General features: G+C 52.3%; 11 protein-coding genes. 3 read left to right on the forward strand and 8 right to left on the reverse strand.

Features of this window, described 5'->3' with window-relative positions; translation table 11 throughout:
• Positions 1–224 precede the first annotated feature (224 nt).
• Together CX650_RS03045 and CX650_RS03050 are read right to left on the reverse strand one after the other, a co-directional pair.
• A complete protein-coding gene (locus tag CX650_RS03045) occupies positions 225–2,393 on the reverse strand; it encodes a tetratricopeptide repeat protein (RefSeq protein WP_167388622.1) in 2,169 nt (722 codons plus the stop codon).
• A gap of 52 nt (positions 2,394–2,445) precedes the next feature.
• On the reverse strand, positions 2,446–3,162 hold the full coding sequence (locus CX650_RS03050) for a response regulator (RefSeq protein ID WP_101094998.1): 717 nt from the start codon (positions 3,160–3,162) through the stop codon (positions 2,446–2,448).
• Between the two features lie 289 nt (positions 3,163–3,451).
• On the opposite strand from CX650_RS03050, the gene CX650_RS03055 reads away from it, so the two are divergent.
• Positions 3,452–4,024 (forward strand): nucleoside triphosphate pyrophosphohydrolase family protein, encoded by a 573-nt coding sequence (locus CX650_RS03055; protein WP_101094999.1) that lies wholly within the window; start codon positions 3,452–3,454, stop codon positions 4,022–4,024.
• Positions 4,025–4,163: 139 nt separating this feature from the next.
• On the opposite strand, the gene CX650_RS03060 is transcribed toward CX650_RS03055, so the two are convergent.
• The 4 genes from CX650_RS03060 to uvrD all read right to left on the reverse strand — a co-directional run bounded on the left by CX650_RS03060 (position 4,164) and on the right by uvrD (position 9,051).
• On the reverse strand, positions 4,164–4,592 hold the full coding sequence (locus tag CX650_RS03060) for an excinuclease ABC subunit A (protein WP_101095000.1): 429 nt from the start codon (positions 4,590–4,592) through the stop codon (positions 4,164–4,166).
• 139 nt (positions 4,593–4,731) lie between these two features.
• A complete protein-coding gene (locus CX650_RS03065; RefSeq protein ID WP_101095001.1) occupies positions 4,732–5,772 on the reverse strand; it encodes an NAD(P)H-dependent flavin oxidoreductase in 1,041 nt (346 codons plus the stop codon).
• 150 nt (positions 5,773–5,922) lie between these two features.
• Positions 5,923–6,783 carry a 4-hydroxybenzoate octaprenyltransferase gene (gene ubiA / locus CX650_RS03070; RefSeq protein WP_101095002.1) on the reverse strand — a complete coding sequence of 287 codons (861 nt, stop codon included), beginning with the start codon at positions 6,781–6,783 and terminating at the stop codon, positions 5,923–5,925.
• 102 nt (positions 6,784–6,885) lie between these two features.
• Entirely contained in the window at positions 6,886–9,051 is a 2,166-nt protein-coding gene (gene uvrD, locus CX650_RS03075) for a DNA helicase II (protein ID WP_101095003.1), read from the reverse strand.
• 339 nt (positions 9,052–9,390) lie between these two features.
• Here uvrD and CX650_RS03080 point away from each other — a divergent pair, with 339 nt between their 5' ends.
• Positions 9,391–11,034 (forward strand): methyl-accepting chemotaxis protein, encoded by a 1,644-nt coding sequence (locus tag CX650_RS03080; protein WP_226685307.1) that lies wholly within the window; start codon positions 9,391–9,393, stop codon positions 11,032–11,034.
• 74 nt (positions 11,035–11,108) lie between these two features.
• Entirely contained in the window at positions 11,109–11,333 is a 225-nt protein-coding gene (locus tag CX650_RS03085) for a hypothetical protein (RefSeq protein ID WP_039034839.1), read from the forward strand.
• A gap of 52 nt (positions 11,334–11,385) precedes the next feature.
• Here the strand turns inward: CX650_RS03085 and CX650_RS03090 are convergent, their stop codons facing one another.
• A complete protein-coding gene (locus tag CX650_RS03090) occupies positions 11,386–12,189 on the reverse strand; it encodes an SDR family oxidoreductase (RefSeq protein WP_101095005.1) in 804 nt (267 codons plus the stop codon).
• 26 nt (positions 12,190–12,215) lie between these two features.
• A complete protein-coding gene (locus CX650_RS03095; RefSeq protein WP_101095006.1) occupies positions 12,216–14,813 on the reverse strand; it encodes a putative bifunctional diguanylate cyclase/phosphodiesterase in 2,598 nt (865 codons plus the stop codon).
• Positions 14,814–15,299: the final 486 nt, after the last annotated feature.

Below are 15,299 nucleotides of genomic sequence, written 5' to 3' on the forward strand. Positions count from 1 at the left end.
CACGAAACAAACAAAATTCAAACAAAAAAGAAACTTTTTTAACAATAGCGTTCTCACACCATCACTCCAAGCAAAGTGGATCCTCAGCAGCAAAAACTAGCTGAGGCTCACCAGGGTAAAGAACTGAAGAACGCTAAGATCCGCTTAAAAACAGCAAGGAATGTTATAAATTGTATCTAAAGAAATACAATTTGATGGCAGGTATATTTATCAGGAACAAGAAGTTAACAGGGCCAAACGAGTTCGAATCTCGCCCCGCCCATTGGACTATCGCCGACACGAATTTGCCCCCGACTATTTTCGGCCAATCGTCGGGCGATGGCCAACCCCAAGCCTATACCGCCGGTGGCACGGGTGCGACTGGGATCGAGACGGATGAAAGGTTCAAAAATCCGTTCTCTTTCTGCAGTCGGCACCCCGGGACCATCATCGTCCACTATGATATTCACCTGCCCTTGTTCAAGCTGACAACTGAGCCGAACCTCTTGATGGCAGTGTCGCAATGCATTGGATAGCAAGTTGTTTATTGCCCATTCCAAATGCTTCTTACTGGCAATGACAGATATTTCAGGATCGACTGGCGTTAAGGTGATCTTTTTCTCGGGGAACAAGGGATGCTGCCTTACCACCAAAGTTTGCAATAATGGCGCCAGCGACAAAGACTCTGTTGGCGCTCGCCTCGGACTGCCTTCGGCTTTAATCAGCTTGACGATTTCACGGATCAGCTCATCCAACTCTTCCAGGCCCCGCAGTACCCTGTCTTCCAATTGCGGCCTTTCGTCCACCTCGGCTTCGATGAGCATATCAAAAGCCAGTTGCACCCTGGCCAGTGGCGCCCTGAACTCGTGCGCCACCGCCTGCATTAGATCGCTTTGCATCTTTATCGAACGTTGCAAGGCTTGATTTACCCGCGATTGGCTATGACGACTATAGAGCAGTAGCAAAATAGCCGCAGCCGCTACCAGCGCCACGATCCAAAGATTGCGGGTAAACTTTTGTTGTTTGATAACCTCTTGTTGCAAGGCTTTCTCGCCTTCCAGCAAAGTGATTTGTCGCTGGCGTTTTTCATCTTCAAATGAACTGCGCAGCCATGCCAGACGCTCACTGGAGTTGGCATTAAAAAGCGCATCATTGATACTTTTAAACTCTTTATGGTTTAACAACGCCTGGCGATAATTACCTTTACGTTCATGTATTTTTGACAAGAGTTCATAGGTATCTCTGAGCTGACCACGATCGCCACTGGCAAGCGCCAATTGCAATGCCTGCTCGGCTCTTTCACGGGCAATATCCACATCATTGGTCGCCAAAAAATAATCAGCGAGACTCAGCCTTCCCTGGGCTTGCAAGGCGACCAGCCCCAATCGGTCGGCTGTAGCCAGGCCTCGCTCCAGATAACGCCGGGCAATGGGATACTCGCCCATGTCCAAGGAAAGCTTACCAAGACTCATTAAAGCCGTGGCAGTGACATTACCGTCTTTAAGCTCTTCACCATAGATCAGAGCTTGTTTCATGGCAGCCTTGGCCGCCACCTTTCTATTGAATTTTTGCTGCACTGTCCCGAGAGCTGTCAGCGCCTGTGCCATTCCGGTCTTGTCATCCAAGGCCTCGAATCCCTGCAGTCCCAATTGCAACTGCGCCATGGCCTCCTGCAAATCACCTATGTGCTCATAAGTGATCCCCATATTGTGATGCAATTCCGCCACACCTGACTTATCGCCCAACTGCTCCCTGATCCTCAAAGACTCCTGTTGATTTGCCAGCGCTTCACCAAAATCGCCCAAAGTCGCATGAATACCTGCAATATTATTCAACGCCAGCGCCAATGCTCTTGAGTCGTCCAGTCCTCTATGTAGATCCCTGGCCTTGGTAAAACACTCCAGTGCCAACTGATATTCAGCCTTATCACTGTAGATAAGACCCATATTGTTGTAGGTGGTCGCTTCAAAAGAACTGTTTTTCAGGCTATTGGCAACTGTAAGCGCTCTCTGATAATAGGTTAGAGCCTTATCCAACTGACTCTGACGCCAATAAATCAGACCGGCGACATTGAGCGGTACCACCAAGATCTCAGCTTGCTGCTGCTCCTCGGCCAAAGTCAACGCAGCTTCGCCAAAGTCCGCAGCCTCGGCAAACTCCCCCAACATCATTTTCGCCCAGGCCAGATTACTGAGCGCCATCACCTCGGAACCTGGATCAGGCTCAATTTCCAGTAGTCGCAGAGCCTGTGTACTGTAGTCTATGGTTTTGATTGGGTCTTGATGGCGTGAGGCAGCGGCCAAATCAAGCAGTTCGAGGATTTGACTATGCTCATCCGAGACCAAAGATGAACGTTCCGCTTCCTGACAAGATGGCAGCAATATCAGCAGTAACAATCCCAAGAGCCAGGGCATTAACGCCCCAGAACGGCCTTGAAACCTGGAAACTACCAAGAAGGCTTTCATCTTAACTCAGGGTCAGTACGTAGCCTTGACCACGTATCGTTTTGATTAGGGCGGGTTCTTTGGGATCATCATCCATCTTGCGTCGCAGATGAGAAATTCGAAGATCTATAGTGCGCGGTGTGCTGTCATAACCCAGCTCTTTAAAGTGTTCGCAAATAGCATCCCGCGCGAGAGTCCGGCCGGCATGTTTGCTCAAAAGCCACAGCAGTTCAAACTCGGCCAGGGTAAGTTCAAGATCTTGGTTATTCAAACTTGCAGTCCGCTCCAGCTTGTCCAGACGCAACCCATTGACAGCCAAATGGGTCTCACTCTGATTTGCTCTTGGTTCCTGAACTTGGCTTTCTTGTCGTTCCGAGCGGCGCAGCAAGCTGCGAATACGCGCCAACAGCACCCGGGAACGAACCGGCTTGGCAATATAGTCATCCGCTCCGGTTTCAAGCCCGGCAACTTCATCAATATCATCCCCTAACCCGGTTAACATCAGGATGGGGCCGGGATAACGACTACGAACTTCGCGACAGATAGAAAGTCCATCCATCTCTGGCAGCATGACATCCAACACCACCAATCGGGGGCGTTCGTCAATAATGCGTCTGGCGGCATTTACCCCATTGGCTTCGGTTCGGACCTCAAAGCCATTCTTGGTCAAAAAGCCACTCAGCAGCTCTGTTAATTCCTGATCGTCATCAACCAACAGGATAAATTCACTCAAATCCATGATGTCACATCCCCGAAAGCTATGAATTTGATTGTATGTAATTATGTACAAAATTCAAACTTTGTATCTCAAGTGTGATTAATGCTTCTCAGGGTAAGGGCCAAAAAAGCGGTCCGAGGGCAACTCCAGATACAAAGTTCAGCTTGGCACAAAATCCAAAGCTGACCAGCGAGAATGTCCGCATCAAGCCGAGCAAAGGCAGATTTTAAACAGGCACAGTAGTCAAACTTTGCCTCAAACCCGGTAATTCTTTATCATCCCCTCCTTTGCCCAAGCTGGAACCCAAGCAATGAAACTGACTCTGCTGACTCAAGAGCTGTACAGCAAGCTCTACCGGGATATTCACGAATTCCGTATCACCTTCGATCTGCCGGTCGACTCTCCTGACACCCTGGATGCCAAGGCAGACACGCTGCACACCTCACTTATCAGCGAAGAGCTGACCGAACTGGCCGAAGCAACAGACAAAATTGAACAGGCCGACGCCATAGTCGACAGCGTGTATGTATTGATGGGCCGCTTGGTGCACTTGGGCTGCAACCAAGTCGGGGAGCGACTGGAGATCAGTTACCTGATAGATCTGCTGCTGCAGGTTGCCGCCAACAAGGCAATCGACTTTGAGCCCTGCTGGGATGAAGTGCATGCCAGCAACATGAGCAAGGTATGCCGCAATGAGCAGGAACTGGCAGATACCGTGGCCCACTATGCCAAGCAAGGGGTGGAAATTATCGGCAGCCGTCAAGGTGACTTCCTGATAGCCAAGTGTGCCAAAGATGTGGAAATGACCGGTAAAACAGTGCGCCAGGGCAAGGTACTCAAGTCTGTCTATTATCGTCCAGCCAACCTAAAGGACCTGGTTTAACGCTCGGCGTTCAATCCTAAACTGGCACTCGCCTTTGGGGAACCAAACAGGTTCCCAACCGCTCGCCCACAAAAGCAGACTTCAGGTCTGCTTTTTCAGCGATCAAAACTGTGAGTGCTTCATCGTTAGAACTTCACCGTTAGAACTTCACCAAGGTCCCTTTCAGCGCAACTCCGGCCATGATAGCCCCGGCACCACACTCATATTCAGTTTCGCTGGCAAACTCACGCTTCTTGTAATAGGACTGGATATTGACCACAGCGTCCATACCCTCACGCTCGGCGCGCTCCTGCAACGCCTTTAGCGCACTCAACATCACCCACTCACAGGCCTCGCGATCCGACTTGCCAAAGGCATTGGTCTTTTTATTGGTGATCACCTCACCATAGCTCTGGCTGATCTGCGGATGCGCCTGAGTGGCAAAATACAGTGGCACATCGTAAAGGGCTTCTTTGGCCTTCTCGGTCTGCAGCAGTTCCTGCACCGGATACTGGGCTATGGTGTCGCGGGCCGCGGCGTTGGCACTGACCATCAGGGCCAGCAGCGCCAGAGCAAGTGATTTTTTCATCTATATCTCCCTATTGCGGCTCTACGCCGCAGTCAAAGCTTTGATTGCAGTCCATCTTAAGATAGGGTCACTCCGCCGGTTGCAGGAGTGACTAATTCGCAATGATACAGGCAGTTACATACACTAGACCAGAAAAAGCTCAAGCCTTGATAAAGGCCGCCATCAACTCACGGGTCAAGTCGGCGGCGGGAATTTCCCGACATCCCTCCGGGTTCTGACCACACCAGAGCGGGCTGAAATCATTGCAGTTGCGTGCTTCTGCCGCGGCGCGCAGCGGCGCAATGGCATTGGCCGCCAGTGGAAAGTCCGGCGCTTGCCCCAAAGGCCCCAACTCACGCATCAAACGGGTCATTATGCCTCTGGCCGGGCGACCACTGTAGAGATTGGTCAGTGCCGTATGGCGATTCATTTGCGGATCTTTCAGCGCTTGGCGATGCAGTTCACTGATCTCGGCCTCCGGGCACAGGAGATAGGCTGTACCCACCTGCACCCCGGCCGCCCCCAAAGCCATGGCCGCCTGCACTCCGGCGGCGTCGGCAATACCACCGGCGGCAATCACGGGCACCTTCACCGCCTGTACCAGGCGCGGTAACAGGGCAAAAGTACCGCTGTGCTCAGTCAAGTCATCACTGAGGAAATGGCCTCTGTGACCACCGGCTTCCAGGCCCTGGGCTATGATGGCATCCACGCCTCTGGATTCAAGCCATTTGGCCTCAGCGACGCTGGTTGCCGAGGCAATCACCTTGGTGCCCCAGCTCTTGACCCTGAGCATCAGTTCGGTGGAGGGTAGCCCGAAATGAAAACTCACCACTTCGGGACGAAAGGGTTCTATAACCGCGGCCACCTCGGCATCGAAGGGACGCCGCTCAGCACCGCCGCCGAGTTCTTCAACCTCGAATTCACGGTAATAGGGCGCCAGTTGCTGCAGCCAGGTACGCAAACGCTCGGGTTGTTCCTCGGGTGGCTTATGGCAGAAAAAGTTAAGGTTCAGCGGCCGGTCACTCTGACGCCTGAAGCTTTCTATCGCCAGCTTGAGTTTGTCATGGGATAACATGGCGCAGGGAATGGAGCCGAGCGCACCGGCAGAAGCGACCGCCAAAGCCAGCGGCACTCCCTGAGCACCGGCCATAGGTGCTTGAATAAGCGGTAATTCAATACCAAAGAGTTGTTCTATCAACATACCAAGACTCCTTCTTGCTTCAGTCCTCAGCAGCACCTCTTGCCGCTGCTTGGTTTACTAACCCGGCTGTTCAGACTAACGGTTGGCAGTGGTTTGCACCAGCAAAAACGCCGCGAGAATCGCGGCGTTGATAGTCAAACTCAATGTCGTTCAGAGCAGGTAATCCATCCCCAAGGCGACAAACAAAGCCATACCCGCCCAGTTGTTGTTGAGAAACGCCTTGAAGCAGGGCGCCCGCTGTCTGTCATAAATCAGTTTCTGCTGATAAAGTCCAAAGCAGATAAAAGCCAGCAGCCCTACCAGATAGAGGGCTCCTCGCTCGGCCACATAACCTGCAGTCATAAAGCAGGCCAGCGCCGCCAGCTGAAACAGGCCGATGATCTGCCTGTCGTAACGGCCGAACAGAATGGCGGTGGACTTGATCCCCACTTTGAGATCATCGTCCCTGTCCACCATGGCATACATGGTGTCGTAGGCTACAGTCCAGAACCAGTTGGCGGCAAATAGCCACCAGGCTTCGACAGGGACTTCACCTGTCTGGGCGGCATAAGCCATGGGGATCGACCAACTCCACACTGTGCCGAGGAACATCTGCGGCATATTGGTGTAGCGTTTAGTGAAGGGATAGATGATAGTCAGCAGCATACCGACAAGGGAGAGCTTCACCACCAGAGGGTTAAGCAGCAACACCAGACCAAAGGCAAACAGCCCCATGACGACAAACAGGCCCAGCGCTTCTTTGACCGTGACCTCGCCACTGGCCAAAGGTCTGGCTTTGGTGCGCTCGACATAAGTGTCCAATTCACGGTCTGCATAGTCGTTGATGATGCAGCCGCAGGCGCGCATCACAAACACACCTATGATAAAGATGATCAACACCTTGAGATCCGGTAAGCCCCCGGCCGCCAACCACAGCGCCATTAAACAGGGCCACAACAGCAGAAAAGTCCCTATGGGTCTGTCCAGGCGCGACAGACGGGCATAGACGTCAATTTTTTCCCTCAAGTTCATCGGTAGGCTCTCCAACACATCTCAGCCTTAAATTTGCCAAGCATTATGACTCAGCAACAGTGTGATTGACACCGCAAAACGCGAATTTTCCTACCCGGGCTGTCAGCAAGCGGTTAACTTGGCGTAGGCCACCACCAACCACTTACTGCCGAAGTCATCAAAATTCACCTGCACCCTGGCCTGTGCGCCCTGGCCTTCAAAATTGGTCACTATCCCCTCACCGAATTTGGGATGCAATACCCGTTGGCCAACATTAAAGCCCGTGTCGTTGAAGCTGCTTTGCGACTTGTTGAACCTGTTATTGGCCATGGGGGTGGCCACCTGCGCCTTGAGACGAATTTCCTGCAGGTACTGAGGCGGGATCTCCTTGATAAAGCGCGATGGCCGTGAATAGTTTTCACGGCCATAGATGCGCCGCGACTCGGCATAGGTGATATACAGCTGCTGCATGGCGCGGGTCATGCCCACGTAACACAGGCGCCGCTCTTCTTCCAAACGATCGCCCTCTTCCAGCGACAACTGACTGGGAAACAGCCCTTCTTCAACACCGGCCATAAACACCAGCGGGAACTCCAGCCCCTTGGCCGAGTGCAGCGTCATCAACTGCACCGCATCTGTGTGGGCATCGGCCTGGCCTTCTCCCGCCTCCAGCGCCGCATGGGAAAGGAAGGCGTTCAACTCACCCATGTCCACCAGCTCTTCCGGCACTTCGAAGGTGCGCGCCGCGGTGACCAGTTCCTCGAGGTTTTCCACTCTGGCCTGAGCCTTTTCGCCCTTTTCCTGCTCATACATGGCCTTGAGCCCGGAGTCCTGGATCACTCTATCCGCCTGGCGATAGAGGGGCAGCTCTTCGGTGTCGCTGCGCAGCTGCACTATCAAGTCCATAAAACTGCGCACCGCATTGGCGGCGCGGCCGGCCAAGACCTTCTCTTCCAACAAACGGACGCAGGCCTGCCACAGGGTGAGTTGCTGCTGCCGGGCCGTGGTTCTGAGAATATCCAGGGTGCGATCGCCTATCCCCCTGGCGGGAGTGTTGACCACCCGCTCGAAGGCGGCGTCATCGTCGCGGTTGGCAATCAAACGCAGGTATCCCATGGCATCCTTGATCTCCTGACGCTCGAAGAAGCGCAAACCGCCATAGATGCGATAAGCCAGCCCCTTGTGCAGCAAGGCCTCTTCCAATACCCGTGATTGAGCATTACTGCGATAGAGGATGGCGCAATCACTGAGACTGCCGCCCTTGTCCTGCCAGTCGCCAATGCGGCCTATGATGAAGCGGGCTTCATCCATCTCATTGAAGGCACAATAAACTGAGATCGGTTCACCATCGACATCTTCGGTCCACAACTGTTTACCCAGCCGATCCGGGTTGTTGGCGATAAGTTCGTTGGAGGCCTTGAGAATATTGCCGCTGGAGCGGTAGTTTTGCTCCAGGCGAATGGTTTCAGCATTGGGAAAGTCCTGTAAAAACTTGTGCAGATTTTCCACTTGGGCGCCGCGCCAGCCATAGATGGACTGGTCATCGTCGCCCACTATCATCACATTGGCGCTCTTGCCTGCCAATACTCTGATCCAGGCATATTGAATGGCGTTGGTGTCCTGAAACTCATCCACCAGAATATTGCGGAATCTATCCTGATAGTGGGCCAGAATATGTTCCTTGTTGAGAAACAGCTCGTGAGCCCGCAAGAGTATCTCGGCAAAGTCCACCAGCCCGGCACGATCACAGGATTCCTGATACACCTGATAGATTTGAATCAGCCTCTGTTCCATGGGAAAAATCCCACCATCAAGATGCTTCGGGCGTAAACCTTCATCCTTCTTGCCATTAATATAACTGGCCACCATCCGCGGCGGATACTGTTTCTCATCCAGATTCAGGCTCTTGAGAATACGCTTGAGCAAGCGCAGTTGATCATCCGAGTCGAGGATCTGAAAGTTCTGCGGCAGGCCGGCATCCTGCCAGTGAGTGCGCAGCAGACGATGGGCCAGACCATGAAAGGTACCAATCCACATGCGGCCCATATGGTTGCCGACTATCTTCTCCAGCCGTTCCCGCATCTCGGCGGCGGCCTTATTGGTAAAAGTCACCGCCATAATGGAGTACGGGCTCTGGTTTTCCACCTGCAGCAGCCAGGCAATCCTGTGAGTCAGTACCCGGGTCTTGCCGCTACCGGCTCCGGCGAGCACCAGCATGCTCGATTGAGGTGCGGCTACCGCCTCACGCTGCTTGTCATTCAGGCCATCCAATAAAGAAGATACGTCCATTCGCGCCTCCACAAAAACAAGCGCGCATTATAGCAGGAAAGACCCGCAGCTCCTACGCGCCTTGGCAGGCTACTAATAGAACCGGACTCAAGGTAAGAGGGCAAAACAGAGTCGGCTTTATCGATATTCCCCCTACTTTGATCAAAAACAAAATACAGTATCAAAAGTTCATATTAAATCATTACTAAATAACGACTTAACAATATAAACAATCAAAAATACTAAAAGTTAAAACATTTACCTATTAAATTGCCACAACTCACAGTTTATAACAGAGCAAAGACCTAGGATCTTGAAACATTCACTATATTTTTCATGCATTTGTTTGGGAGCCGGGTTTTGAACCAAGCCATCTTTTCCAATCTTTCTTTACGCAAGTTGTTAATCACCTTGTTTGCTGCACTTTTAGCACTGTTTTGCCTGTCATTGGGCACCATTGGCTATCACCTAGAGGAGGTGAAAAGCCAAATAAGCCTGCTGGAACGTGAGTACCACAGCAATGATCAGGCCGCCTCTTTACTGCAACTGGTATCCGGCCTCAGACGAGAACAGCTGGGTTACAGCTTGAGACGGGTACTGAATGCTCCCATGAGTGAGGAGTCACGTCAGTACCTGCAAGATCAGACCCTGGCGATCAACTCGGCATTACAGCAACTTAAACAGGGGGCCGGACAAGATACCCTGGTGCAGCTGCACAAGCTGGATGCGCCGCTGCAGGCCTTTATGGGACTGCATAAGCAGTTTTTGGCTCAAGACAGCAGCGACCTTGCGGAAAACACCGCCAACATGCTGACCTCCATGGAATCCTGGCATATTTACAACAATGTCGAGACCGAACTCAAAGCCTTGATGGAGCTGGAAACCAATAAGGTCAGCTCTGCCAGAAACGCCAGTGAACAGGCGATTCAATCCCTCAGCAGCAGTCTGGTTATCGTCTTTTGTCTCTTTGTAACCCTGGCATTGGGGGCCGGCTGGTTCCTGCTGCGACGAATCTTTATTCCCCTTGGCGCCACCACGCAAGTGCTGGAAAAAATCGCTTCGGGCGATCTCGCCAGCGCCATCCCGATGGAGAAATTCAGCGGCAGCGAATTCAAACATTTGGCAGAAACTCTGGGACAGATGCGTACCACATTGCATGAAATGATCTCCCAGATAGGCGCCGCCTCGGTACAACTGGCTGCGGCTGTGGAGGAGATGACTGCTGTCGCCGCTGAATCTGCCGAGGAGATGCAACAGCAGCGCTCTGAGGTCGATCAGGTAGCCACCGCTATGACAGAGCTACAGAGCTCGATTGCCGACATCTCCCGCAACACCACACAAACGGCCGATCAAGCCAACCAAGGGGTGCAAGCCACCACTGAAGGCCAGCAAGTGGTAATGCAAACTCTGGATACCATTCAAAGTTCAGATGCAGAAATCACCGCCGCCAGCGAAGTGATAAATCAATTACAGAAAGACTCAGACTCCATAGCCATGGTGCTGGAAGTGATCGCCCAGATAACGGACCAGACCAACCTGTTGGCCCTCAATGCCGCCATCGAAGCCGCCAGGGCCGGTGAAGCCGGCAGAGGCTTTGCCGTAGTGGCCGATGAAGTACGCACCCTCGCCAGCCGCACCCAAAGCTCGGCGCTGGAAATCAAAGGCACTATAGAGCAGCTGCAACAAAGGGCTCAACATGCCAATGAAGTGATGCAAAAGAGCCGTGAACGTATGCAAGGCAGTGTCCGCTGTGCCAATGAGGCCAGTGATGCGATTGAAAGGATTAGTGCCGCCATCAGTATCATCAACGATATGGCGATTCAGGTGGCCAGTGCCACCGAACAACAGACAGCGGTTACCGGCGAGTTGGGGGTCAACATCACCAATATCAGTGATGCCGCCTCCAGGGTGTCAATGGGAACAGGACAGGTATCTCAATCCAGCCAGGAGCTGAGTCAGTTAGCCCACAATCTGGCGCATTTGATCAGCCGTTTTCGCACCTAAAATGAGATCTTTGTCACAATCAAGCGGCCACAACGGCCGCATGATAATACCATTCCGACTTGGAGAGACTGACTATGGGATATTCAATCAAAGACTTGGTATATAACGGTGAAACTCATGGAGTACACAACTGGTCAACCCTCGAAGGCAGCCAGTTTTACTGGCATCCGGATTGGCTACATATCGCCGAGGATTTAACCGGCCACAAAGCCACAGCCCATATTCAAGCCAAAGCTGCCAAGGCTAGCCATGAAGAGGCGAAGGCCACCATAGTCCAGCACCTCAACGACAAAAAGTAATCTCTAAAATAACCTAAATAAGCCTCCACTGCGGAGGCTTACTATTTTTGGGCTAATGCCCGGACGCTATTGCCTTGCGAGCAAGATTATCCACCCATGCTGGAGCAATAAGGCGAACAAAACGTCCCAGACGACCACGCCAGGAGGTAATTAGCATCCTGCCCCGCCCGGCTATGACCGGCAGCATCATCTGCGCGCATTCTTCGGCAGTCATGATCTTGCTCTCCGCCATGGGAGAAGTCCCGAGTGGCTTACCCTCACCATCCAGCGCCCGCCGATGGATCTCGGAGACCACAAAGTCAGGGCAGATCACTGTCACTGCAACACCATCCTCGGCCAATTCGATACGCAGAGAGTCAAAGAACCCCACTACAGCATGTTTGGAAGCAGCATAACCACTGCGGGTTGGCACCCCGGTCAAACCGGCCACGGAAGCCACCACCACCACTTGCCCTTGGGAAGCCTTCAGATGCGGCAGCGCCGCATGGGTCAGCCAGGCAGGTCCCAAATAATTGACCCGCATCAGCTGTTCAAGAATGTCCAGTTGCTTGAGTTCATCGAAGCGGCTCCACATGGTCATGCCGGCATTATTAATCAATATATCCAGCCGACCAAAGCGCTCGATTACCGTGGCTATCAAGGCTTCACAGTCCTGTTGTCGCCCGACATCACCACAGACCACCAGCGCCGCACCGCCGACCGATTCGACCTCCATCGCCAGGGTACGTAATCTGGGTTCATTGCGGGCACTGAGCACAAGTTGTCCACCGAGTGGTGCCAATGCCAGCGTCAGCGCCCGTCCAATACCTTCCGAGGCACCGGTAATCACTATGACCTTATTAGCGAGTCCTTCCATCTACAGTCCATTGTCAGTCGAAGTTATCAGGCTAAGCTCGCATACTCCTCTTGCAAGTGCAATCCCTGCAACTGCTGCTCATGAGCCTTCTGCCACTGATAAAATTGCTCCAGAGGTTTGGGGCGCCCTATGGCGTAACCCTGAGCATAATCAACCCCTATCTCCAACAGCTTGTCCACTATTTCCTGGTTTTCGACAAACTCGGCGACAGTTTCTATCCCCATGACCCGGCACACATCATGAATGGATTTAACTATCGCATAGTCTTTGGCATTGCTGGCCAGATGACGAACGAAGCAACCATCTATCTTGACATAATCCACCGGAAGTTCCCGCAAGTAACCGTAAGAAGCAAAGCCACTGCCAAAATCATCCAGGGCGAAGGCAAATCCCAAGCGGCGCAATTGGTTGAGCATTTCCATCGCCCGGGTTCGGTTCTGGATAGCACTGGTTTCTGTAATCTCAAAGCAGACACAGGAGCTGGGAATACCATAACGCCCCTGCATCTCGGCGATATAGTCCAGCATGCCCTCGCTCCCCAGACTGTTTCCGGAAAGATTGATGGAAACACAAAGCTCAGACCAGAGCTGCGAATGCTCGGAAAGCCACAGAAAGGCTTTACGGATAACTTCCCTATCAACTTCCGGCATCAACTTGAAGCGCTCTGCCGCCGCAATAAACTGTGCCGGAGGCAAAATACGGCCACTGTTGTCGCGGATCCGCAGCAAGATCTCCAACCTTTGACGGCGACAACAACCATTGAGCCCTTGAATTGGTTGAAAATAAAGTAATAACTCTTTGTCTTCTATGGCTCTGGCAATACGCACAGCCCACTTGGGGGCATTGCGCTCATTAGCCAGCTCTTTATTGCGATCATCAAAGAAGTGAATTTGATTACTGCCCTTGCGCTTGGCCGCCAGACAAGCGATATCGGCATCCTTGAGCAGTTCGGCCGGGGCCATGCAAGGGCCTCGATGGAAGGCCACACCACTGCTGACACCCACCCGGTAATGGGCACCGCCGCAAGGCAATACCTGCAAACAAACTTGCTTCACCAACTGCTTCAAAAGCTTGGCGACTTCAAGAGCACTGCGGTTACGGACAGCCAAGCCAAACTCATCACCGCCGAGTCTGGCCAACATTTCGTCGCCCTGCAAGCAGGATTCTATGGCTCTGGCAACCATCACCAACATCTGATCGCCGGCGTCATGACCACAGTTATCATTAATAAGCTTGAACTGCTCCAAATCCAGATAACAAAGCGCCAGGGTATCGGCGCCTTCGGCAAAGCCGGGCAAGCGTTCCTCAAAGGCGCTACGATTATAAAGCCCGGTAATACCATCGACACTGGCTTTCAACCTGAGTTGCTGTTTGAGAGTTTCTTCTTGGGTAATATCCCGCAGAACTGTCACCGCACCTATCACTTTGCCTTTGTGGTTACAGAGATTGCTCACCGCCCGCTCCATAATCCTCGGCTGCTGCATCTGCAGGGTGACCTTACTGTACTCGGGCTGTCGGTTACCACTGGACATAAAGGCGAGCAACTCCTCGTCCAGTTGATCGTCACTCTTGAGCAGAGAATCCAGCGTCCGCCCCAATGCCTGTTGGCTACGTAGACCCAATAGGGATTCCGCCTGCGGATTAAGGTAGATAACCTTGGCCTTATTGTTGGTGAGGATTACCGCTTCGGCTATGGATTCAAGGGTAATACGGGAACGTTCATTTTGCTGAAATATCCGCAACAACAAGTTGTTGATCCTGTCAGCCAACACCTTGAATTCAGCGCCGCCGCAACCGCTAATATGGGTATAACGCCTGGCGCTGGGATCTATCTCCTTAAGCTCTGTCATCAGTCGGTCGAAAGGTTTTAGCAAGCCGCGTCGTAACCACAAATAACCGATGGCGACCATCAGCATGCCGCCGAGCAACAGCAGCATCACCACAAGTAAACTCTGCCACTCCAGACGTTCAAAGGCATCGCTCTGTTGTCTGATCTGTAATACAAAAGGCTCGCCCAACAGTGTCGGTACGGGAACTTGACTGAAAAGCTTAAGATGCTGCCCTGTACTCACAGGCTGTCGCAGCGGAACCAAGGCCACTGATTGGATAAGATTGATCTGCCCAAGATTCTGCAGGTGCACAGGGGTCAGCAAACGAGTGACGATCAAAGCCTCGTCATCGTCAAAACGATAGAAGCCAATCTGCAGCGGTTGGCCATTGACTACAGCAGCGCCAAAAGCTTCTTTATCCAAAGCAGCAAACATATCGGCAGGAGGAATTTTTTGCTCAAGCACTCGGGTCTTGCCGTTGGCCAGCGCCGTTACCTTGCCCTGATGTAGATGAAACAGACTAATATTGGATGACTGCAACCCCTCAACCCAACCGGCTAACAATGAATCTGACGGCATTTCGAGAATCGGGACATAGAGACGCGCCAGCTGCAGCAGACGCCGGGACTCTCGGGTAAACTGTTGTTCAATACCGACATACTCATGTTCCAGCGTTTGCTGCCGGAACTGACCCAGACTGTATTCAAACCAAAAATTCAAACAGTAGGCGACCACAAGCAGGGCCGGAATACAGAACCCCAGAATGAACACGCCTATTTTTTTGCCAATGTGCATCTTAAACCACGGCTGATTGTGATCGGATATCAAGAGTGACCGAACTCCGGCAGGCAACATACCTCATTTAATGACCGGTTAAAACTCTTGACTGGCATCATCGCCAGTTTGCCGCCCTTTGCCCGCGACAAACTGCACCAGCTTGCCCTGACTCCTGCAGGCTTGTGTTGATTTGGCGCAGGAAAAAAGAGATAGATACGTGCTTTGGAGCACAATTTGTCAAATTGAAAATATCAATGGTGAGGAGCTAAATCTGTATTCCGGGTAATTCAGCATGGGTTCCTGTCCGCCGCAGAACCAGGCTATTCTTCCCCACTAAGACACTGCCACTCAGTCGCATTAATTGCATCCAAGGGTGCAAGCCCGACAATATGCTATTGCTTTAACAGCAAAAAGGCCCGCAATGCGCAACGTAGTTCACTTAAGCGGAGCTGCCTTGTGATTAACAGGATATCGGGTCTTTGATATTTTTACCGCCCTAGGCCG

Source organism: Shewanella indica (assembly GCF_002836975.1).
GTDB classification, from domain to species: Bacteria; Pseudomonadota; Gammaproteobacteria; order Enterobacterales; family Shewanellaceae; genus Shewanella; species Shewanella indica.